The organism is Thermoanaerobacterium sp. RBIITD, from assembly GCF_900205865.1.
Lineage (GTDB): Bacteria > Bacillota > Thermoanaerobacteria > Thermoanaerobacterales > Thermoanaerobacteraceae > Thermoanaerobacterium.
This window is the reverse complement of sequence record NZ_LT906662.1, coordinates 452,260-474,176: the sequence shown is the minus strand read 5'-3', so window position 1 is coordinate 474,176 and position 21,917 is coordinate 452,260. Positions and strand designations below refer to the sequence as shown.

The window sequence follows — 21,917 nt, the reverse complement described above, 5'->3', positions numbered from 1 at the left end:
TTTTGTCCATTGCAGATCCCTTCCTTAATTTAGTATAAAGCCTGTTTTAACTTGATTTTTTCCAGCCGCCATTATATGCTTTTCCACCATTGTTAATCCATTCTTGTAATTTATCGGGATCTACTCGTAGCTGGCGGCCTACATGAACCACAGGCAAAATGCCTTCTCTTGCCAAAGCATATACTCTGTCTTCCTTTAAATCTAATATTTCTGCCACTTCAGGAAGTCTTAATAATTTTTTATCCATAAAATAAACACCTCCTTAGATTTACTAATTAAATAATAAACCTAAAAAGGTGCTGAGTCTGGAATTACAAATTTTTTATCTAATTCTTACATTTTTTAACAATTTGCCTCTTGGATTTAATCCAACTATTTCAGCTGTATTTTTTAAAGCATCTTTTACAGCATCTAGTCCTATAACAATATTACCTTTTGGATCTTCGTTAGTAATCATTTGTGTTATTTGTTCAGGTTCATTGTATTTAACTTGGTACAATACAAGCCATTTAAAATGCTCATCCTTGCGCTTTTCTTTGCCTTTGACAAAATTATTTTGTCTTAAAAATTCTTCTGTTCTTTTCTTATAAAGCTCCTTATAACGGTTAAATAAAGCATCAATTTTTTTATTAAAATCTTCCCATGTTTCTAAGGTAGGATCCCAATATAAATTGCTTGTTTCATGCCAAGGCATTAATTCAAATTTTTCATCCCAGGGTAATGCTTCAACATCTGCTATTGAGAGTTTAGAAAATTTAGATATATTTTTTTTCAATTCTTTATTTTTTATATATTTTTTATCTAAGTTTAATGCACAATAATCTTTGTCTGCATAATTTAAAATGGAAGCTTTGGCATAATCATTAAAGAGCAGCATTTCAAATTCTTCAGCATTTTCGTAATCTAAGTTATCCTCATGATTGCCAAAATGAAGTTTATAGGGATTATACGGACAAAATGGTGTAAATGCGAAAATAAAATATGGCTTTGTTTTATCTTTTTTTACATTTCGAATAAGATCGGAATCAATATCAAGAAAAAGTGATAAACTTATATAATTTTTATCTTTTCTTTTTTCTTTTATCTCGACCGGTGCATCTTCTATTTCAGGGATATCTATACGGCCGGCCATAGGTAACATATAAATTAATTCATCAGTTTTTTTCTCATAAAAGAATCCATTTTCATAATATAAACTATCATTAAGCATATATTTTGCAGTTATTACTATTGCAATTAATGCCAATCCTTCGTAAAAACCATTTTCATTGTTTAAATTATATTTGTCTCTCCATGTTTCTAAAGCATATTCAAATTTTTTAATTTTTTCTATATCTTGTTGCTTTACTTTTTTCGAGTTTATATTACTTATGTTTTTTTTGAAAGTTTTCCAAAAATCTTCAAGTTTTGGGTACTCATATCTGTTAGTTGTTCTAAAATCATGAATTTCAGGAATAACTAAATCAAGTGTTTTACTATCTTTTTTGTAGATATCTAATATTAATTGCAGATCATTTATTACTTCAGGTGCAAAGGTTTCAATAGCATATAAAAATTTTAATATTAAATTGTATTGATAAAAAGAATAATAGCTATTGGCTTTATTTGTTGTATATAGTGATTTTACCATTCTAAATCACCTCATTTTTACTTTATTTTTTATATACAATCATACATATATTATACCATATAATGATATCTAAATTTTCATAAATACAATATATAGATTTTTATAAATGGATGTATATAAGCTAAAAATATTTGTAAAATCAAACATGAGGAAATTCCAATTAGGAAAGAAGGATAAATAAGAATATGCAAGTGAAAATAATCTGTTTTTTTATGTTCATATGATATAATAAAGGTGAGATGAAGAGAAATGGAAGGAAGAAAAATGGCACAAAAATACGATATATCGATGAAAAATATTTTTTCTGATATGGCTGATGACATAATGAGTTATTTTCTTGGATTGCAATATACAAAAATTGATGAACTTAATATAGAATTTGCAAGAGTTGAGAGAAGGGACAGCGATATGATATTCAAATGCACTACAGATAAAGGAAATGTCGCTGTGCACATAGAATTTCAATCAGAAAATGACGGAAAAATGTCTTATAGGATGCTAAGATATTCGCTTGAGATAATGGAAAAGCATAATCTCTTACCATATCAGATAGTTGTTTATATAGGAAAAGACAATGTGAAAATGGCAAATAGCTTAAGCTACGACTTTGGAGAACAAAACACATTAAACTATAGATACAGGATAATAAACGTTGGTGACATAAAATATACTGATGTTGTAGAGACAGATTATTATGATTTATATTTGCTTCTTCCATTGATGGACAAAAATAGAAGGAAAGAAGAGAGAGAAAAATATTTGGAAAGATGTGTTGAAGCTATAAAAAATATTCCTGTAGACATAAACAAAAAGAAAGACATAGCATTTAAGGCTGAAATATTATCAGGTATAGTTTATAAAAGAGAAGTTATCGAAAAAGCTTTTATGGAGGTGGTAAAAATGTTTAGGATTGAAGATTCAGAAACATACAAAATGATAATTGAAAAAGGTATAGAAAAAGGTATCAAAAAAGGTATTGAAGAAGGTGAGAAAGGAAAAAGCATAAAGATTGCAAAAAAACTATTAGAAGAAGGTATGGACATCGATAAAATAGCGAAGATTACAGAATTATCGAAAGAGGAGATAAAAAAATTGATGAATTAGGACAAATTGATTTTTGAAATGAATATCTTTTTTATGTATGCGAAATGTATGCGAACTAAAAAAATTCTAAGTTATTTTAAGCAATTTCAATTTTTTAACAAAGTACTTAAAAGCCTTATATATCAAGTCTCAAAGAAACTTTTGCTATTTTAAAAAATATAGGATAAAATATCGTTGGAGGGATTCTTAATCAGCGGGCCCCGAGTTCGAGTCCCTGATGGCGCACCATTTTTAAAGATTGAATATAAAAAAAGTGCTTGAAAAGTGCTTAAAAAATAAAAAGTGTAATTAGTTAATGTGAAAATGAAGGGGTATCCGTTAAATGGCGAATACCTTTTTTTATTTTTAAAAAGTATTAGATTTAATAATTATGCAAGAAGTAAATTGTATTGGTTAATTGTAACTATGTGTACAAAAATCCACAGAGCATATTGAAGTTAGTAAAACTTAAGGTTTTAAGCTATATATAGTATATTTAATGTCCTAATATGTATTGATATATTTTAAGATAAAAATGTCTAATCTAATAATAAAAAATAGTTGTAGAAACATTTAAAATGATATATAATTATCTCAAAGAATAAAAATTAATATAATGTATTAAGAGCCAGAGCCCCATTATCTTAATAGGGTAATATAGAGAGCCAGAGCCTTAGTGCTAGGGCCAATAAAAAAAATATCTTTTTGTATTACTAATGTAATACAAAAGATATGATTATTGGTCTAGCTTAAGGACTCTGGCTTTTTATATACTCAAAAAAATATCAAGAATACAAAAAGGAGGTAAATTCAAATGGTTAAAAACTATTAAGACTGCCGGAGGTTGCAAGAATACTTGACTTAAAGGAGGATCGGGTTTACGCATTGGCAATGGAAGGCATTATTCCAATAGTCCGTATAGGACGTCAATTGAGAGTAGATCCTGATAAATTGCAAGAATGGATTGATAATGGTGGTAAAGCATTTGATGGCGGTTGGAAAAAGGAGGCTTAAAAATGTTAATTGAAGGAGTGAATGGAAAAATGGAAACAAAAAAAGAAATGACAGAAGATGAGATCCTAACACTATTAAGGGATATTAAGGATTGAAAACCACGCATTAAAAAGACTGCTAATATGTCATCAATAATTTCTTAAATATCGGCATTTCCTTCTATTTTCCCTTTATTTATCAAGTCCCTTCTCTTTTCTTCATATTTTTTAATATATTTTCTAATAACTTTTCTATCAATACCAGTTTCTCTAGATATCTGTCTTTGAGATTTACCATCTCTAATATATGATAATATAATTTCTTGTTTGTTTAACAATTGATTAAACTCCACCACTCCCTCATGTATTTTATTACATGAGAGAAATTCTATCTTAATGTGGGGGATTTTTCAACTGAAATACTGGGGTGATTTTAGTGTAACATAGACATAAAATACACATTTATAGCACAATGGGAAAATATTTAACAGCATTTATAGTTTTATATTGACTTTAGAGTCTTTTGATAATATAATGTGTATAGGACGGATGTCTGAACTAATTTAAAAAAGAATGTTTTTAGTTTTAATAATTTCCATATTAGCTCAGGGCTTCTTTAATATTAACTAATATAGAAAGAGGAATTTGTATGGAGGATAAATTAAATCAACCACAAAAAATATTAAATGCTGCATATAAATGTATTTCAAAAAAAGGATATGCCAATGTTTCATTGAGGGATATTGCAAATGAGGCAGGTGTTGTATTAAGCCAATTAAATTATTATTTTGGAAATAAAGAAGGTCTTTTTGCTGAAGTAATAAAAATGATGATAAATAAGTATTTACATGAAATAAATGAAGCTTTGGATATAGGAGGAACAGCCCGTGACAAAATGTCATCTCTTATTAAATTTTTTAAAGAAATGCTAAATAATAATCCTGAATTATTCAGATTATTATACGACTTAACCGGACTGGCTATATGGTCATCTTCTTTTAATACCTTATTGAGAAATTTGTTTAATGAATTATCAAATATGATAGAAGAAAAAATTTTAAATAAAAGCAATTTGAAAGACAATTTAATAAATTATTCTTCAAAATCGGTGGCGAGGATGATACTTGGAGCAATGTTCGGTACGGCAATACAAGTAATTTTGGACTCCGATGAAGGGGATATATCAGATGCACTTAATGCTGTTCAGATTATTTTTGAGTAGAAAAATATACTGGAGGAAATATGAAGGGCTTTAATTTTTACAATTTAGTAAGAAGCACATTGCGTGTATTATTTAGATATGTATGGAAGATGCAAATAATAGGGATTGAAAATATTCCAGCTAATGGACCGCTTATCATTGTTGCTAATCATTCCAGTCTGTTGGATGGACTGGTTATAGTTGCAGCTTTTAATTTTAGACTGACATTTTTTTCAGCAGCATATTTATTTGACGTTTTAGGTGTAGGATTTGTGTTAAAAAAAATAAAAGCTATCCCCGTAAGTACATATAGAAAGACAGTTAGCTCAAGAAAAACTGTAAAGGACGCATTGGATGTGTTAAAAAATAACGGTATTCTAATGATTTTTCCTGAAGGTGGTTTGTACAAAACAGATGAAATTGTAAATATAAAGTCTGGAGCATCATTTTTCTCTGTAAAAGCAAAAGTACCGGTATTACCTGTTGCTATAATTGGAACTAAAAATATTTTACCTAAAGGAAGTTTTATTCCACGTATAGGGAAAATTATAATAAATGTTGGTTGCATTATATACCCCGTGGATGATATTGAAAGCATGACATGTTCAATTGTAGATAGTTTAAATAAATTGGTAAAAGGTGATGTGAAATGAGACCAAAAGTCGGGTTAATATTAGGTGGAGGGGCTGCAAGAGGATATGCACATCTTGGTGTGTTGAAAAAACTTGAGGAAGAAAATATTTCGATTGATTTTATAATAGGCACAAGTATTGGAGCTCTGATTGGTGCAATATATGCTTCAGGAAATGATTTGGAAAAGATAATTAAAGATGTGAGAGATATTAATTTTTTAAAGCTTATTAAAATGTTAGATTTAAATATTCCGCAAAAAGGATTTATAAAAGGTGACAAAATAGAAAAATTTTTATCTAGTTATATGAAAAATGATTTTGATGAACTCAAAATACCTCTTTATGCGATAGCAACAGACATTAAACAAGGTAGAGAAATAATATTTTCAAAAGGTTCAGTAATAAAGGCAGTAAGAGCAAGCATATCTATTCCTGTTGTATTTGAACCTGTAGAATTTCAAAATACTAAATTAGTTGATGGTTCAATTATTAATTTTGATGCAATAGATTTGGCTCTCAAATTAGGAGCAGATATAATTATAATTTCAGACGTAAGCTCAAATATTGATATTAGAATATTTAACAGGTCATTTTATAATTTCGTTAATAACATTAAAAGAATTCTACAAAGCAATAATAGAACAATATATTTTGAAAGATACTTTAATTCAAAAAAGATACTACCGGAAATTATAACTATTACGGCAACAACTATGAAATTATTAAACGACGATTTATATGAAGATAACAAAGAAAAAAATTTTGAGAAGAAAGTTTATGTAATAAAACCAAAGGTAAATGATATCCGATGGTACAGATTTGATCATGCGGAAAAATGCATAAACTTGGGCTTAAAAGCCGCAGAACCTGTTATCCAGGAAGTATACGAAGATTTACGCAAGTCGGAAATGTTTTATAGAGAGAAGTAATAAAGAACTAAAGCAGATAATAAGACCTGTACATGTGGTGAAAATGGCATTTGTGATGATTAATCATTGACATATAAGAATTTTATATTAATATTGTTTAAGACGAACGTCCGATTTAAATTTAAACCATAAAAATAAGTTTTATAAAAGATCTTATAACTTTTAAAATTATCAAAATACAAAGAAGAAACTTTTATGTTATCTTTTGTAGACAGATATTGTGCTATTGTGTAATCCAATAAAGTAAATAATTGAGAGTTAATTAAAAATATATTAAGTCAGTTATAATCCATTTAAGATCAAAATATGCCATTATGATATTTAAGAAAGGAGAAAATAATGTTAGATTTTATTGCAGTTCCAATAGGTTATCTTTTGAAATTTATATATGAAGTTTTAGCATTTAAAAATTATGGATTAGCTATCATTTTTTTAACTATTATTGTAAGGACATTGTTGTTGCCTTTATACATTAAGCAGTATAAAGCTATGTCAAAAATAAATGAAATTCAACCACAAATACAGAAAATACAGAAAAAATATAAAAATGATAATGAGAAACTAAATCAAGAAATAATGAAGTTGTATTATGAAAATAAAATTAATCCTGCAAGTGGATTTTTACCATTACTAATACAAATGCCCATTTTATTTTCGCTATATTATGTAATATCACAGCCATTAAAATATATGTTTAGAAAAGCACCTGATGTTATTCAAAAGTTGTTTGAAAGCATTCCGCTGGGGCCAGATAAGATAGCAAATATGCCTGATTTAAGTATAATAAATTACTATAGTAAACATCTCGACAAGTTGCCAAATGTGAGCCAGATGCTGAATAGAGATGATCTACTGAATACGAATTTTTTCGGAATAAATTTAGGATTAGTGCCAATTTCAAATCTTCATCAAATGAGTGTCGAAAATACGGCTTTATTATTAATACCGGTATTATCTGCCATTACTACTTATATATCTATAAAATATTCAACGCAGAAATCTCAAGAAACAAGTGAAAATCAAATGCAATATTCTATGCAAATGAGTATGAATTTATTTGCTCCAATTATGACGGGAATTATCTCTTTTACTGTACCTGCTGGTTTAGGATTGTATTGGATAGTAGGTAATATATATCAAACATTACAACAATTGTTCATGGATAAATTTATTATTAAAAATAGTTCAAAGATAGAAAAAGATAAAGAAGAGAAAAGATTACAAAAAATAACAGGATAGGCATAAGAGCGTAAAATTTTAAAAATGCATGATAAAGTAATATCATAATTGAATAGATTTAAGTTTATTTACTTCATAAGCAATTAAATATCAGAAAATACATCATTGTTATTTAGCTGTTTAAATTTGATTTTCATAAGGATGCCTTTACTTATATTAGGATTTAATATTTTTCTATGTTATATAATTTTGAAAAGGTAAAGGAAATCCTTTGAAAATATATCTGAAGCCTCAATATCTTAAAGCTTTTTGGGGTTTCGCAATAATAATAAAAATATGGAGGGTGAATCATTATGAACATTGTTGATCCAATTGTAAGTACTATCATTGATTATGTAGATAAGAACCCAGAAAAAAATTTAGACACATTAGCAAATCTTATGAAAAAAGTCGCAATAATGCCAAGACATAAGCAGCAAATAGAAAGTGTAAGAGAATTTTTAAATAACAAAGATAGCAACTGGTATAAATTTACTTTAAAGGGATTGAAAAATATTGACAAAAATATTTTAAAGACATTTGTAATCGACTTTTTCGTCAATGCTAATTTAAAAGGGATTCCAAAGCAAGAAGAATGGGAAGAAAAGTTGGAAGTGTCCGTACCATGGGCAATTTTGATGGATCCAACTGAAGCTTGTAATCTGAGGTGCGTTGGATGCTGGGCTGGTCAGTACAAACCACATAATCTTTCTTTTGAAGTGATGGACAGAGTGTGTACAGAAGCTGAAGAGTTAGGTATATATTTTATAGTTTTATCTGGCGGAGAGCCTACTGTTAGAATGAAAGATATTGTAAAGCTTGCTGAAAGACATAAAAATCAAGTATTCCTTTTATTTACGAACGGTACTCTCATTGATGAAGAGATGGTAAAAGAAGTTAAAAGAGTTGGTAATATTACTTTTGCAATAAGTATAAATGGATTTAAAGATAATAATGATGCTATTCGTGGAGAAGGAACTTTTGAAAAAATAATGAAAGCTATGGATTTAATGAGAGAAAACGGAGTTTTATTTGGTTATTCGGCTACATATACCAGGACAAATGTAGAAGAAATTTCTAGCGATGAATTTATAGATATGATGATAGATAAGGGTGCATATTTTGCTTGGTACTTTACGTATATTCCTATTGGTAGAGATCCCGACGTAAAATTTATGGTTACACCAGAGCAAAGAAAGTACATGTATGAAAGGATAAATTATATAAGAGCTACAAAAGAGCTTTTTGCCATAGATTTCTGGAATGATGGCGAATACAGTGGAGGATGTATTGCAGGAGGAAGAAGGTATCTACACATAAATGCAGCAGGAGAAGTTGAGCCTTGTGCTTTTATCCATTATTCCAATGTTAATATAAATGAAGTAAGTCTGCTTGAAGCATTGCAGTCTCCTATTATGAAGGCATATAGAAAGAGACAACCTTTTAATCAAAACATGTTAAGGCCCTGTCCTCTAATTGACAATCCAGAAAAGCTTTTAGAGATTGTTGAGGAGTCAGGTGCTAAACATACAGAAGCTAGTGAGGCCTCCCACATTAAGAACCTTTATAATGATTTAAGAGTAGTAGCAGATAATTGGGGTAAAGTAGCGGACGAAATTCGGGAGAAAAAAGTGAATCTGTCCATCCATCATTCTGATGAAGCACAGGGAATGAAATAAGCAAAAGGTTTAAAATTTCTAGTTGAGGTTTACAACCTTAACTAGAAATTTTATATACAATTATATTATACGAGGAGGAATTTATTATAAATCGAAAGAAAAATACTGCTCACGAGATGGGAAAAAAATTAGATATGAACAATATTCCAAAACACGTAGCAATTATCATGGATGGCAATGGCAGATGGGCAAAAAAAAAAGAGGATTTATAAGGACTCTTGGTCATAGAGCTGGAATGGAAGCTGTAAAAAGGGTTGTTAAAGCATCATCTGAAATTGGCATTAAATATTTGACCTTATATGCTTTTTCAACAGAAAATTGGAAGAGACCTGCAGAAGAGGTAAATGGATTAATGAATCTATTAATAGAATATCTGGAGCGTGAAATAGATGAATTAAATGAAAATGATGTAAAATTAAATTTTATTGGTGACCTGTCAAAAATACCTGAGAAATGTAGAATTAAAATAAAAGAATCAGAAAATATAACTAAGAATAATACTGGTCTTGTTTTAAATATAGCTCTAAACTACGGTGGAAGAAATGAAATAGTCAATGCTGTTAAAAAAATAGGCAAATCTTTATTAGACGGCAAAATAAAATTAATTGATTTTATACCTTGTTTTTACAATAATGATGAGCTAAGCCCTTCATCAGATGATTTATCAAGATTTTTAATTAAAATTTTTGATTTATGGTATAGCATTAATTTCTCGTGTATTAACATAATTACACTAAGTGATATAATTGATAAGACAATAAATTGGTATTATAATATTGAACAACCAGATTTGAATATCCCGCCAGAAGTTCAATTGTTCCGCTTTTGGTTGACAAAGACCATCTTTTAGAGGCAAATAGCTTTAGAAGCAGTTTATCAAGTATAAATATGATAGTGGGGTATTCTATAGGTGGTATAATTGTTTCGATATTTGGTAATGATATATCTTTTTTAATAGATAGTCTTACATTTATCATAATTGCGATTTTAATTGCCTTTATTAGAATAAATTACTCTTATTGCATTTTCAAACAGCAAAATATTTTTATTATCATCAATACTTTTTACTTTCTTAGGCGTAATATTTGTAGTATTTGAAACACTTACAGATACAATAAATACAAGAAAATACTAATGACGATAATAGAGGCAAGGTTTATGGATTTTTAGGTTCATTAGTCGATCCTTTATCGATAATATCCTTAGGAATAGGTGGCGCTTTAACAGGTGTATTTAGCGCAAAGGCAATTTTTATACTATGTGGAATTGCAGAGGTTACTGTAGCACTGATATATAAAACATATAATAAGGTTAAATCAATTAATTAATTTTATATAAATTTTATTGGTGTTAGTATATAAGTGTAGAAACGAAAAGTTTAACACGATAGGATAATTTAAGGAAATGTGAGTGTTAAACAGTGTCCAAAAACGGTATTCGATATTCGGAAGAATTTAAGCAGGTAGAAGCAGATAAGTTGAAAGCTGAAATAAAAAGATTTACTGAAAGCAGATGTCGTTATGGTGCTCCTAAAATCCAAAAAGTTTTAAAAGACCGTGGAAAACATATTTCTCTTAAAAGAATACAGCGTTATTAAAAAAGGAAGTGGTTAATCATCACAAATACTATGATTTTAATGATGCTCGAAGAGCAGTCTTTGAACATATAGAATCTTGGTACAACCGAAGAAGGATTCATAGTGCTATTAATTACAGAACCCCACGAGAGGTATATAAAACTGCTCTTCTAATGGCGTAAAAAATTAAACTTTTTGTGGCTACTCTATTGACACAAGTTCATATTTGTTAAATAATGAGTATTATAGATAAGTTTCATGAGCAATTTGTACGTTTAAGACATTTTTCTTAAAAAATATATTTAAAATTGAAAGTTAGGGTATGTATATTTTGAATTTAGGACATATGTCCTTTGTATTTGTATTTAAAATGTTCTATTATATTAATGGAGTTAGATAATGATGACAATACATAATATCATTGATATTATTGAAAATAACGCTGAAATTTTTAAAATTTTAAAAGACTGTCCATATGAAATATTAAAACAGTGGGAAATAAAGGATTATGCAAAGGGAACTGTAATATGCAATCAAGGTGAAGTGTATGATTATTTTTATATAATCGTAAGTGGCTCAGTAGATGTATATATAGTCGCAGAAAATGGTAAAAAGTATTCGCAGGCAGTTTATACCCGAGGGTATTATATAGGAGAGTTAGAGATATTTGATAAAAAACCTTATATCTGTTCTGTTCAAGCTTTAAGCCCAGTAAGAATTCTACGCTTAAAACGAGAATATTTTTTGAAATGGATTGAGATAGATAAAAATATCAATAATTATGTAATGCACACGTTGTGTAAACAATTTTATAATCTATCAAAAAAAGCTGGTGAGGATACATTATATTCATTAAAGAATAGAGTATGTAATTATCTAATAAGCGTTGGATATAAAAATCCAAATTATAAGAAAAATATCATAGTCAATATAGAAAAGAAACAATTAAGCGAGAAATTTGCAGTTACCCAAAGAAGCATAAATCGCATATTGCAGTTTCTCAAAGAAAAGAATATCATAGATGTAAATAATACATGCATAATAATAAAAGATATGGATGAACTAATAAGAGAAGAAAAGAAAAGTAGGTTTGAATGATTAAGATGTAGCAAATTATACTGAGGGAGAGGAAGATAAATTATGGTATATGAAATTCAACCGCATATAAGGTTTGGTATAGATGAAAGCGCAGATTATGCGATACTTCCAGGTGATCCAAAGAGAGTAGAAAGGGTTAAGGAGTTCCTTGAAAATACTAAGGATGTGGCATATAACAGGGAATTTAAAACGGTTTCGGGTTTTTATAAAGGTGTGAAGATTCTTGTAACTTCCACAGGTATAGGAGGGCCATCGCTTGGTATAGCTGTTGAAGAGTTGAAAAATCTAGGAGTAAAAGCTATGATACGTATAGGAAGCTGCGGTGCACTTCAGCCTAATATTAAATTAGGAGATTTAGTTATGGCTTTAGGAGCTGTAAGAGATGAAGGAACCTCTGCCACATATATTGAAAAAAGTTATCCTGCTGTACCTGATAATTATTTGCTGGAGAATATTATAGAAAGCGCAAAAAGCCTTGGAGCTACTTATCACTGTGGGATAATAAGAAGCCATGACAGTTTTTATACTGATAAGGAGGATGAAATAGATAGGTTTTGGTCGACTAAAGGTGTTTTAGCTGCTGATATGGAAAGCGCACCATTGTTTGTAATCGGCAGGCTTAGAGGGATTAAGACTGCATCAATACTTAATGTTGTCGTCGCTTATGAGGGTAATCTTGAAGAAGGCATCAACGAATATGTAGATGGAAAAGATGCGATGGCTTTAGGCGAAGAAAGAGAAATACTTACTGCCCTTGAAGCGATTGTGCGTTTAAACAGATAATAGTGGGATTTAAAATGTTAATCCCAATATTAATAAAAAAGGAGGAATTATAATGAGGGGAAAAAGCATTTGGTCAGTTAAATTTTCTACGGCATCATTAGTTCTTATCCCTGCCGCTGTAGGTATTAATTACATCGGCAAAATGTTTGCACAAGTTTTAAAACTACCGCTTTGGCTTGACTCAATAGGCACAATGTTGGCGAGTATGTTGGCAGGCCCAATAATTGGATCAATTTGCGGAGCTATCAATAATGTAATATATGGTCTTACAGCTGATCCAATATCTTTTATTTATGCTCTAACTAGTATAGCAATAGGTCTTGCAATTGGTATTATGGCAAAGAAAGGTATGTTTAAAAATTTTGGGAAAGTTATAGTAGCAGGTTTGATAGTTGCTCTTGTATCTGCGATCGTTTCAACTCCGATAAATATAGGTTTCTGGGGCGGACAGACAGGAAATGTTTGGGGAGATACATTATTTGCATTTTTGTCTGCTAACAAATTCCCAGTATGGATTTCATCATTTTTAGATGAGTTCGTAGTCGATCTTCCTGACAAACTAGCTACTTTAATTATTAGCTATGGAATATTTAAAGGGCTTCCACAAAAACTTACAGTGCTATATAGCAATGATGACGAAATAGAAACGCTTTAATTAAGATTAATTCACAAAATCATTTATAAATACCTAAAAATAGGGCACATTATTTCTTTAAGTCTTATTTATGGGGAATGATGTGCCCTTATGATAATGGATATTATTAGCTGATCAAAAAAGAGGATGGTGATAAATATTGAAGGCTATAACACTATATGTACCAAAAGATACATTCATATATAAGGTTGATCCTATAACAAAATTGTTTTATATTTTAACCGTAATATTAATTCCGATAATAGCACCTATGCAGTTTGTAGCTTATGTGCTTATTGCAATAAGCCTATTGATTATATTATCCGGAGGGATATTCAAAAAAGTATTACCTATTATCAGTTTCAGCGCAATAATACTTGTTACTGTCGTTATAATTCAGGGATTATTTAAAATCGATAATAAGACAGCGGTATTAAGTATAGGTCCTCTTACTTTTTATAAAGAAGGATTAAATTATGCATTTGAAATATGTGCACGTGTATTAAATATTTTGTTTGCATTTTCAATACTTGTGCTTACGACGAAGCCTTCAGATCTCATCGAATCTTTAGTAAGGAAAGGATTGTCACCTAAAATAGGTTATGTTTTAAATTCAGTTCTTCAGATTATACCTGAGATGACCGCTACTATGGGCACTATAACCGATGCTCAAAGAGCGCGCGGCCTGGAAACAGAAGGTAAGCTTTCTACGAGGATTAAAGCTTTTTTCCCATTAATTGGACCTGTAGTTATGAATTCTTTGATTGCTACAAGAGAAAGGGCTATGGCTCTTGAGGTAAGGGGCTTTAATTCAAAGAATAAAAAGACATTTTTAAATGAAGAGTTTAAGTCTCCTTATTCTAGAGTATTTAGGATATGCCTGATTTTGATTACTATTTTGACAATACTTTGGAGGATATTATCATGAAAAAAATAGTTGTTGAAAATTTGAAGTATAAATATCCGTTAACTGATAAGCTTGCATTAGATGGTGTTTCATTTGAAGTAAATGAAGGAGAATTCATAGGTATTATAGGTCAAAACCTTGCTGGAAAGTCCACTCTATGCCAGTCTTTAGTTGGATTGGTGCCGCATTTTTACCGTGGAGCTTACGGCGGTAAAGTATTGATTGATGGAAGAGAAGTCATTAAAAGCGATATAAGTGAGTTAGCATTAAAAGTAGGCATGGTATTTCAAAATCCGTTTACACAGGTTACAGGAGCAAAGCTTACGGTTTATGAAGAAATAGCATTTGGGCTTGAGAATATGGGATTAAGCAGAAATGAAATGATTGATAGAATAGATTATGCATTATCTCTGCTTGATATATATAAATATAAAGATAGAAATCCTTTTGATCTATCTGGAGGTCAGATGCAGAGGATGGCAATTGCCGGCATCATTGCAATGAAACCAGAAATAATAGTATTGGATGAGCCTACATCCCAGCTTGACCCTCAAGGATCTGAAGAGGTTTTTAAAGCCATTCAGGCTTTAAGTCATGAAGGCATGACGGTTATAATGGTTGAGCATAAAATTGAAAAGATTGCTCGATATTCTGACAGAGTTATGTTGATGTATCAAGGAAAGATTATCGATTTTGATACACCTAAAAAAGTTTTTTCAAGAGGGGATTTAAAAGAATATGGAGTTTTAGCTCCTGCATTTACAAGGATTTGTAGAGCATTTGATATAAAAGATGAAGAAGGTTTTTATCCTGTGACCTTAGATGAGGCATACGATGCGGTGGTGAAAATAAATGGGTAGGATAGAAGTTAAAGATTTACATTTTTCATATAATAAAGGCGAAGAAATATTAAAAGGTATAAATTTGTCATTTGATAAAGAATCTACTGCTATAATAGGGCAAAATGGTGCTGGGAAGACTACTTTTGTAAAACTGTTAAAAGGTCTTTTAAAACCTGACGCAGGTGATATTTTGATATTAGGCAAGAATACTAAAGAGACAACTGCTGCGGAACTTGCAAAATATATAGGATTGGTTTTTCAAAACCCGAATGACCAGATTTTTAAGAATAAAGTTTTAGATGAAGTAATGTTTGGCCCGTTAAATATAGGACAGGATCATGAAGAAGCTGAAGAAAATTCTATTAAAGCTTTGGAAATGGTAGGATGTAAAGACATTTATAATAAAAATCCATATGACCTTAGCTTATCAGAAAGGAAGCTTATAAGCATAGCATCTATAATCGCTATGAAACCTGAAATAATCATATTTGATGAACCTACAATAGCCCAAGATTATGTCGGAAGGGAGAAAATAAAGGCAATAATTAAAAATCTTAAAGAAAACGGAAAACTCGTGCTTACTATAATTCACGATATGGATTTTGTAGCAGAATCGTTTGAAAGAGTTATAGTATTTCAAAACGGTAAAGTATTAATGGACGGGAATACGAAAGAAGTTTATTCTCACGCGGATATACTCTATAGCGCATATCTCGAGCCTCCTCATGTAACTCAATTATGCAATAAATTAGGATATAAGGATACGTTTTTGACCGTAGAAGAATTCATTGAAAGTAAACAATCTTTAAGACAGAAATGACTAAAAAATGCTGGTACATCATAAAAATTGTATCAGCATTTTTTTGTTTTTTACATGTGTTTATCTTGTTTTAATGTAAACATTAAAAATGGAATATTTAATTAAAATCATGATCATATTTGCAAAGAAATAAACGTTATAATTTGTATTGAGGAAAATAAAACAAATAAGTATTTGTTCATTCTATCACTGATTGATAGTTTTATATCTTCTAGTTTGTTACGCGTTTTTCCTCTAATGTTAGTGATAAAATAAAACTATCCGAAAAAGGGAAGGATTTTTGATTAATGTGGATCACTTTTTTATAATCACTTATGCTTTATTTGGCTCAATTTTATTTTAGCATTTATACTTGCAAAATTATCTATCCCAACATGTATAAATTCTTTATTAATTGATGTTGCGTTAGATTTTATCATGTTTAATATTACAGCTGGTTATACATCAATAATAATGGAGACAAGGAGAAAGATATGATTAAAGATCCGTTAGTACTCGCTATGGAAACATAGGACAATGGCGAAGGATACCAGGCGGTTAACACTTGTAATAATTCTCAAAATGCTAATTCTTGAAAGTCCCTGAAATATGGGTAATGAACCATAAGGAAGCGATACCTTATGTATATAAACAACAAGATAGATTTCGAAGGACAGTTTAAGGAATAACAATTATTATGAAGGAATTATTACAGACAGGTGATAGTGGTAACACTAAAATCTGTGTCATTAGGAACTAATCGGTGGAAAGCCGTGTGAGGCGAAAGTCTCACGTACGGTTTAGAATAGGGGAAAAGGTTGAGACGACACAAAGCCTGAACTATCACCACCTTCAAGCAAACAGAACCCTCGTCACTTGTGGAGGGGAGTAGTCAGTTTGTAATAAAATGTAGTATAATATTGCTATGTTTTGATAAACTAAAATATAGGAGGGTTATATTAATGAAAAGAATTACTCCCAATATTTATATTGACAATTGCAAAGAAGCAATTGAATATTACAAAGAACTTTTTGGTGGCGAGATAAAAAATGTTCAATTTGCCGATGGTATTGAAATGTTTAAGGGCTATGAAGGTAAAATTATACATTCGGAGTTACACATAAATGAGAATTGTGTATTATATTTCGTTGATAAATTAGATCCTCAAAAAGCAGTCAGCAACCCAGAATTAATTCTTGAATTGGACAGCAAAGAAGAGATAGATAGATTATATTCAAAGCTTAGAGAAAAAGGAATAGTTAAATTTAAACTACAAAAAACATTTTGGGGTGCTTATCATGCAAATATAATTGACCCATATGGCATAACTTGGTCTTTAAATTATTCCGAAAGGCAAGGTTTATAGCGGTTTAAATTGCAACCGCTATATTTTTTTAAAATCACTTAAGGCATCCTGAGTCAAGCACCGATTTTATAAGCTTCCAAACTCCATATGTAGTTGTTTAACGTCTCTTAAGACATAGCTAGTACTATGCCCTTATAGGGCTAATGTAAACCACCCGTTTTGCGGATGGTTATGATTTTTTCATACAATTTTTACAATTTTATCATATCCGTTGCGCTTTAGCCTCGGGTACAATGTTTTGCTGTCATCAAAATATCCAAGTGAAATTAATAATACAACTACTTTGTTATTCGGTATTCCAAAAGCTTCTTTAAGTTTATCTTCTTCAAAGCCAATCATTGCATGTGAGTCAACACCATAGTATTTAGCCGCATACATTATTGACATGCATAGAAACGATGTATTTCTGACAGCGAAATTATTTGCTTTTAAATCTGTATTGTATAATACATTCTTTGCAAATTCAATGTTTCCAAGTATTTTATCTTCAGGCATTCCAACATCTTTCATGTACCACCATGCAGGATTATTTTCTGTAAAGCCGTTTTTGTCTCCAAGCATAATTAGTGTAACAGGTGCATCAAGAATTTTTGGCTGTTTCAATGCTACATTGTAGAGTTTTTCTTTTGCTTCTAGTGTTTTTACTGCGATTATTTCCCATGGCTGAAGATTAAATGCTGATGGTGTCAATACAGCTAAGTCTATTATTTTTTTCAATGTCTCCTCATCCAAATCCTTATTTTTGTCAAAGAAATTGACAGAACGCCTTTCTTCATATATTTCCTTTAAATCTTTCATAATAACACACATTCCTTTCGCTTCGCTCAGGCACAAATCGTAATGAAAGTGTGCAACTGAGCGAGATTTTTTTGATATAATTTATTATAAAATATATAGATATACTACAAAGCACGGAGGAGGAAGTAGAATTGTTTCCTTCAGTTATTGGAATCAAGTCCGTATTTTAACATGTGCAGAATATCTTTTCAAGCACAAATAAGATGACTATCATCACGTACACTAAACAAGTCACTTTTGCGCAAAAGCCTGAAGAAAAAGGCTGACGAAGTCATCCGGTCAATTATTGGATACGAATTAAAAGATGATCAGTCAGTCAAGATGAAATTTTGCATAAAAGCACTATGATTTTATTAATCAGTGTGTTTCTGACTTAGACAAAGCCATTTCACAGATGGCCAAACCTTATCAAAACTTAATTGATATCGCTGTTACTCTTCACGGCATAACCGAAAAATCGGCAACTTATATCATTGCTGAAATTGGCACAGGCACGACAGCTTTTAAATCTGATAAGCACCTTTGCTCATTGGCTGGTCTTACTCCAAAAAACAACGGAAGTGCAGGAGTTTACTTAAAACTACTTTTAATACAATGTGCCAATGCAGCAATTAGGGATAAAAAGAACCCTTATTTTAAGTTTAAATATGACCGTATTAAAAAGCGCCGCGGTCATAAACGTGTCATTGTTGCTATTGCTCGCATGATGCTAACCTTTATCTACCATATGTTTTTGAAAAAAGAACTTTTCAATCCTTCTGACACTGATTACACTAACATACCAGAAAGACTTTATCAAAGACATAGGCAGTAATGTATTAAAAACGCTATTAAGTTTTTAGAAAAAGAAGGTTATACAGTCATCCCTCCAAAAATTACTTAACATCTCTATATATTTACATTATTTGGATTTTAGGCAGCTTTACTAAGTGCTCTTTTTGGTGTACGTAAATTCCAATATTTTACTTGCACATTATCCTCCTTAAATTAGTATTTGCAAAGTTATTTATTTATATTTTAATTATAACATATTTTTTTAAAACAATAAATTTTGATATGAATAATGGAATTTTTTAAAAAGGATATAGCCAGATAGCCTATATTTGTCAAGTGAAAAATACTCCAAATTTCAATTGAATTTACCTCCACTTAGTGTATAAAAAATCAAGCAATATTCTGACTCTTTATCCATTCCTCCGTTTCTTTAAGTCTATATGAATTTCCATTCATATTTACTAAATAGGCTTTATGTGTTAGTCTATCTACCATCGCTGCTGTCATAACTGGGTCTTGGAATATTTCAGCCCACCTTTCAAATGATAAGTTTGTTGTTATTATCGTTGATTTTCTTCCTGCTCTTAATGATAAGTTTGTAAATAAAAACTCAGACCCTTCTTTATCAAAAGAGATAAACCTGAGTTTATCCGCTATCACAAGATCGTATTTTGCAAATTTGTTTTCAAAAGTATGTAATGTTCTCTCTGACCTATTTTCTTTTAATTGATTTATTAAAGTTGGAATTGCTGTGAATAGTACTCTATATCCTGCTAAACAAGCTTTTATGCCTTTCTTCTTATAAATTCTATGCTTCTTTCAACGTGTCCTTTTTCATTACCTCGATACGTATTGCAAAATCTAAATTTAAAGCAATAATATATTGATAGTTTAAAAAGTCCTTGTGAAAAGTGCGGAAAAATGTACACATCAGAATATTAATATGCCTGTACTAAACAGGTATTTTTTTCTATTTAAGGACGTTATTAAATGTGTTATATTAAGAGACATTATCATAGGTCAATCATAATCATTACTATAATATTATAACTTAAGGTTGACTATTTCCTGAAATAATATTATAATTATGTACAGAGAATGTTATAAATTTAACAATAGGAGGCTATTAAAATGTGGGAAACAAAAATAAATCCAAATAAAGTTTTTGAGCTTCGCTGTAAAAATACGACTTATTTTGGAATAGGTAGTATAAAAAAGATAAAAGATATTCTGGAGGTTCTTAAAAACAAAGGTATCAATAATGTTATTCTTATAACGGGAAAAGGTTCTTATAAAGCCAGTGGAGCTTGGGATGTGGTAAAACCAACTCTTGAAACACTCGAATTAAAATATTCACTTTATGACAAAGTAGGGCCGAATCCTACTGTTGATATGATTGATGAAGCAGCCAAAATCGGCCGTGAAACCGGGGCAAAAGCTGTTATCGGAATTGGCGGTGGTAGCCCTATAGATACTGCGAAAAGTGTAGCTGTGTTGCTGGAGTACACTGATAAAAATGCAAGAGAACTTTATGAACAAAAATTCATACCCGAAAAAGCTGTTCCTATTATAGCTATAAACCTTACTCACGGTACTGGTACTGAAGTAGACAGATTTGCGGTAGCTACAATACCAGAAAAAAATTATAAGCCTGCCGTGGCCTATGATTGCCTGTACCCTATGTATGCCATAGATGATCCTTCACTTATGACAAAGCTTGACAAAAAACAGACAATAGCGGTTACAATAGATGCATTAAATCATGTTACTGAAGCTGCTACTACTCTTGAAGCATCGCCTTATAGCATTCTCACGGCAAAAGAAACAGTAAGATTGATAGTTCGCTATCTGCCTGCAGTTGTAAATGATCCTGAAAACGTTGTGGCGAGATACTATTTGCTTTACGCTTCTGCTTTAGCTGGTATCTCTTTTGACAATGGACTTTTGCATTTTACCCATGCACTAGAGCATCCTTTGAGTGCAGTAAAACCTGAGTTAGCCCATGGTCTTGGTCTTGGCGCCATATTACCTGCTGTGATAAAGGCTATTTATCCAGCTACTGCAGAAATCCTGGCTGAAATATACAGTCCTATAGTACCTGGATTAAAAGGTCTGCCTGCCGAAGCAGAATATGTAGCAAAAAAAGTTGAAGAATGGCTCTTTAATGTAGGATGTACTCAAAAACTTTCGAACTTTGGATTCACAAAAGAAGATCTTCCAATTCTTGTGAAGCTTGCTAAAACTACACCTTCTCTAGATGGATTGCTTTCTATTGCACCAGTGGAAGCCACAGAAGATGTTATTGCCAGGATTTATGAAGAATCTTTTTAAAATTTAACGGGAAGCTTAAAAAAAGTCTCCCATCTTCTATAGGTGGGGGATTTTATATTAAAATTAATATTGGTGATAAAATAAGGCTGCCACTTTCTTACGGTAGCCTAAACATAGTTACCCTGTATAAAAATGATAACAAAAAAATTGTTACAGGGTTGTAACTAAGCTGGAGAATAGTGTGTATGAAAATGCCATAAATTCTAAGCTTGGAAATTTATTATACTGCTTAAAAACTTTGGCGTTCCACAATGAAAGCTAAATCTGAGGCCATTAACGAAGAGGTAATGAAATAACAAAGTAAAATACCGACTAGAGGGAAAAACATGTGTAAAGACACTGATATGTCCTGTTAAGTTTAGCAGAGTTATAGGGATGAAAATGGGAAGAAATGTTTTATGTACTTGTTGGATGATTACCTTAAGATGGAAATTATAAGTTTTATGCCTGTGCATTTGCTTGAGAAAATTGTAGAAAGCGTACGTAACGTATCTTACCGTAAAGCAGAAAGAATATTAAAGATCTTACTTGGCAAGATACCAGCTACTCAAAAGTGTATGGAATGTAATACATGAACTAGTAAAAAGAATAATAAAGCAGGAACAAGAAAAAGTTAAGACATACCAAGAAAGCAGGGTTGAAGA

At 30.7% G+C, this 21,917-nt stretch carries 25 protein-coding genes and 1 pseudogene; 21 read left to right on the top strand and 5 right to left on the bottom strand.

From position 1 onward, the window contains the following. Positions 1-46: 46 nt before the first annotated feature. Positions 47-247, bottom strand: coding sequence for a helix-turn-helix domain-containing protein (locus tag CPG45_RS02255; protein ID WP_096230435.1), 201 nt, complete (start codon positions 245-247; stop codon positions 47-49). Positions 248-322: 75 nt separating this feature from the next. Further along, the gene (locus CPG45_RS02250; RefSeq protein WP_096230434.1) at positions 323-1,630 is read right to left on the bottom strand and encodes a hypothetical protein; all 1,308 of its coding nucleotides are present in this window, start codon (positions 1,628-1,630) and stop codon (positions 323-325) included. Positions 1,631-1,894: 264 nt separating this feature from the next. On the opposite strand from CPG45_RS02250, the gene CPG45_RS02245 reads away from it, so the two are divergent. Together CPG45_RS02245 and CPG45_RS02240 are read left to right on the top strand one after the other, a co-directional pair. After that, on the top strand, positions 1,895-2,734 hold the full coding sequence (locus CPG45_RS02245) for an Rpn family recombination-promoting nuclease/putative transposase (protein WP_096233426.1): 840 nt from the start codon (positions 1,895-1,897) through the stop codon (positions 2,732-2,734). A gap of 813 nt (positions 2,735-3,547) precedes the next feature. Then, positions 3,548-3,727 (top strand): helix-turn-helix domain-containing protein, encoded by a 180-nt coding sequence (locus CPG45_RS02240; protein WP_096230433.1) that lies wholly within the window; start codon positions 3,548-3,550, stop codon positions 3,725-3,727. Positions 3,728-3,866: 139 nt separating this feature from the next. Here the strand turns inward: CPG45_RS02240 and CPG45_RS02235 are convergent, their stop codons facing one another. Then, a complete protein-coding gene (locus CPG45_RS02235; protein WP_231968941.1) occupies positions 3,867-4,043 on the bottom strand; it encodes a helix-turn-helix domain-containing protein in 177 nt (58 codons plus the stop codon). A gap of 311 nt (positions 4,044-4,354) precedes the next feature. Between CPG45_RS02235 and CPG45_RS02230 the strand changes: the two genes are divergently transcribed. From CPG45_RS02230 to CPG45_RS02155, 16 genes and pseudogenes are all read left to right on the top strand, one after another. Beyond that, complete coding sequence (locus CPG45_RS02230; protein WP_096230431.1) at positions 4,355-4,927, top strand: TetR/AcrR family transcriptional regulator; 573 nt, start codon at positions 4,355-4,357, stop codon at positions 4,925-4,927. A gap of 20 nt (positions 4,928-4,947) precedes the next feature. Beyond that, a complete protein-coding gene (locus CPG45_RS02225; RefSeq protein WP_096230430.1) occupies positions 4,948-5,559 on the top strand; it encodes a lysophospholipid acyltransferase family protein in 612 nt (203 codons plus the stop codon). Next, positions 5,556-6,467, top strand: a complete 912-nt coding sequence (locus tag CPG45_RS02220; RefSeq protein ID WP_096230429.1) for a patatin-like phospholipase family protein — start codon at positions 5,556-5,558, stop codon at positions 6,465-6,467. The genes CPG45_RS02225 and CPG45_RS02220 overlap by 4 nt, the downstream gene beginning before the upstream one ends. Before the next feature lie 339 nt (positions 6,468-6,806). Further along, positions 6,807-7,706: a YidC/Oxa1 family membrane protein insertase gene (locus CPG45_RS02215; protein ID WP_096230428.1), complete on the top strand. Its 900-nt coding sequence runs from the start codon at positions 6,807-6,809 to the stop codon at positions 7,704-7,706. Positions 7,707-7,999: 293 nt separating this feature from the next. Further along, positions 8,000-9,364 carry a radical SAM/SPASM domain-containing protein gene (locus tag CPG45_RS02210; RefSeq protein ID WP_096230427.1) on the top strand — a complete coding sequence of 455 codons (1,365 nt, stop codon included), beginning with the start codon at positions 8,000-8,002 and terminating at the stop codon, positions 9,362-9,364. Between the two features lie 59 nt (positions 9,365-9,423). Further along, positions 9,424-9,962 (top strand): annotated as a pseudogene (gene uppS, locus CPG45_RS02205) (polyprenyl diphosphate synthase); the annotation flags it as partial. Positions 9,963-10,189: 227 nt separating this feature from the next. Further along, complete coding sequence (locus tag CPG45_RS17280; protein ID WP_231968938.1) at positions 10,190-10,462, top strand: MFS transporter; 273 nt, start codon at positions 10,190-10,192, stop codon at positions 10,460-10,462. A 322-nt stretch (positions 10,463-10,784) separates the two neighbouring features. Next, positions 10,785-10,961, top strand: a complete 177-nt coding sequence (locus tag CPG45_RS02195) for an IS3 family transposase (RefSeq protein WP_096230426.1) — start codon at positions 10,785-10,787, stop codon at positions 10,959-10,961. An 8-nt stretch (positions 10,962-10,969) separates the two neighbouring features. Further along, entirely contained in the window at positions 10,970-11,122 is a 153-nt protein-coding gene (locus tag CPG45_RS18085; RefSeq protein WP_096230425.1) for an IS3 family transposase, read from the top strand. Positions 11,123-11,339: 217 nt separating this feature from the next. Continuing rightward, positions 11,340-12,038: a Crp/Fnr family transcriptional regulator gene (locus tag CPG45_RS02185; RefSeq protein ID WP_096230424.1), complete on the top strand. Its 699-nt coding sequence runs from the start codon at positions 11,340-11,342 to the stop codon at positions 12,036-12,038. A gap of 42 nt (positions 12,039-12,080) precedes the next feature. Then, positions 12,081-12,821, top strand: coding sequence for a nucleoside phosphorylase (locus CPG45_RS02180; RefSeq protein WP_096230423.1), 741 nt, complete (start codon positions 12,081-12,083; stop codon positions 12,819-12,821). A 52-nt stretch (positions 12,822-12,873) separates the two neighbouring features. Beyond that, positions 12,874-13,476, top strand: a complete 603-nt coding sequence (locus CPG45_RS02175) for an ECF transporter S component (protein ID WP_096230422.1) — start codon at positions 12,874-12,876, stop codon at positions 13,474-13,476. 139 nt (positions 13,477-13,615) lie between these two features. Further along, on the top strand, positions 13,616-14,383 hold the full coding sequence (locus CPG45_RS02170) for an energy-coupling factor transporter transmembrane component T family protein (protein ID WP_096230421.1): 768 nt from the start codon (positions 13,616-13,618) through the stop codon (positions 14,381-14,383). Next, positions 14,380-15,222 carry an energy-coupling factor ABC transporter ATP-binding protein gene (locus tag CPG45_RS02165; RefSeq protein WP_096230420.1) on the top strand — a complete coding sequence of 281 codons (843 nt, stop codon included), beginning with the start codon at positions 14,380-14,382 and terminating at the stop codon, positions 15,220-15,222. The genes CPG45_RS02170 and CPG45_RS02165 overlap by 4 nt, the downstream gene beginning before the upstream one ends. Beyond that, on the top strand, positions 15,215-16,024 hold the full coding sequence (locus CPG45_RS02160) for an energy-coupling factor ABC transporter ATP-binding protein (protein WP_096230419.1): 810 nt from the start codon (positions 15,215-15,217) through the stop codon (positions 16,022-16,024). The genes CPG45_RS02165 and CPG45_RS02160 overlap by 8 nt, the downstream gene beginning before the upstream one ends. 941 nt (positions 16,025-16,965) lie before the next feature. Continuing rightward, positions 16,966-17,370, top strand: coding sequence for a VOC family protein (locus tag CPG45_RS02155; protein ID WP_096230418.1), 405 nt, complete (start codon positions 16,966-16,968; stop codon positions 17,368-17,370). A 180-nt stretch (positions 17,371-17,550) separates the two neighbouring features. On the opposite strand, the gene CPG45_RS02150 is transcribed toward CPG45_RS02155, so the two are convergent. Beyond that, positions 17,551-18,168 carry a nitroreductase family protein gene (locus tag CPG45_RS02150; protein WP_096230417.1) on the bottom strand — a complete coding sequence of 206 codons (618 nt, stop codon included), beginning with the start codon at positions 18,166-18,168 and terminating at the stop codon, positions 17,551-17,553. A gap of 394 nt (positions 18,169-18,562) precedes the next feature. On the opposite strand from CPG45_RS02150, the gene CPG45_RS02145 reads away from it, so the two are divergent. Further along, the gene (locus tag CPG45_RS02145) at positions 18,563-18,982 is read left to right on the top strand and encodes a transposase (protein ID WP_096230416.1); all 420 of its coding nucleotides are present in this window, start codon (positions 18,563-18,565) and stop codon (positions 18,980-18,982) included. A gap of 350 nt (positions 18,983-19,332) precedes the next feature. On the opposite strand, the gene CPG45_RS02140 is transcribed toward CPG45_RS02145, so the two are convergent. Further along, the gene (locus CPG45_RS02140; protein WP_502695813.1) at positions 19,333-19,677 is read right to left on the bottom strand and encodes an ATP-binding protein; all 345 of its coding nucleotides are present in this window, start codon (positions 19,675-19,677) and stop codon (positions 19,333-19,335) included. A 396-nt stretch (positions 19,678-20,073) separates the two neighbouring features. On the opposite strand from CPG45_RS02140, the gene CPG45_RS02135 reads away from it, so the two are divergent. Further along, on the top strand, positions 20,074-21,273 hold the full coding sequence (locus CPG45_RS02135) for an iron-containing alcohol dehydrogenase (RefSeq protein ID WP_096230415.1): 1,200 nt from the start codon (positions 20,074-20,076) through the stop codon (positions 21,271-21,273). A gap of 398 nt (positions 21,274-21,671) precedes the next feature. Next, entirely contained in the window at positions 21,672-21,848 is a 177-nt protein-coding gene (locus CPG45_RS16700; protein ID WP_157732308.1) for a hypothetical protein, read from the top strand. Positions 21,849-21,917: the final 69 nt, after the last annotated feature.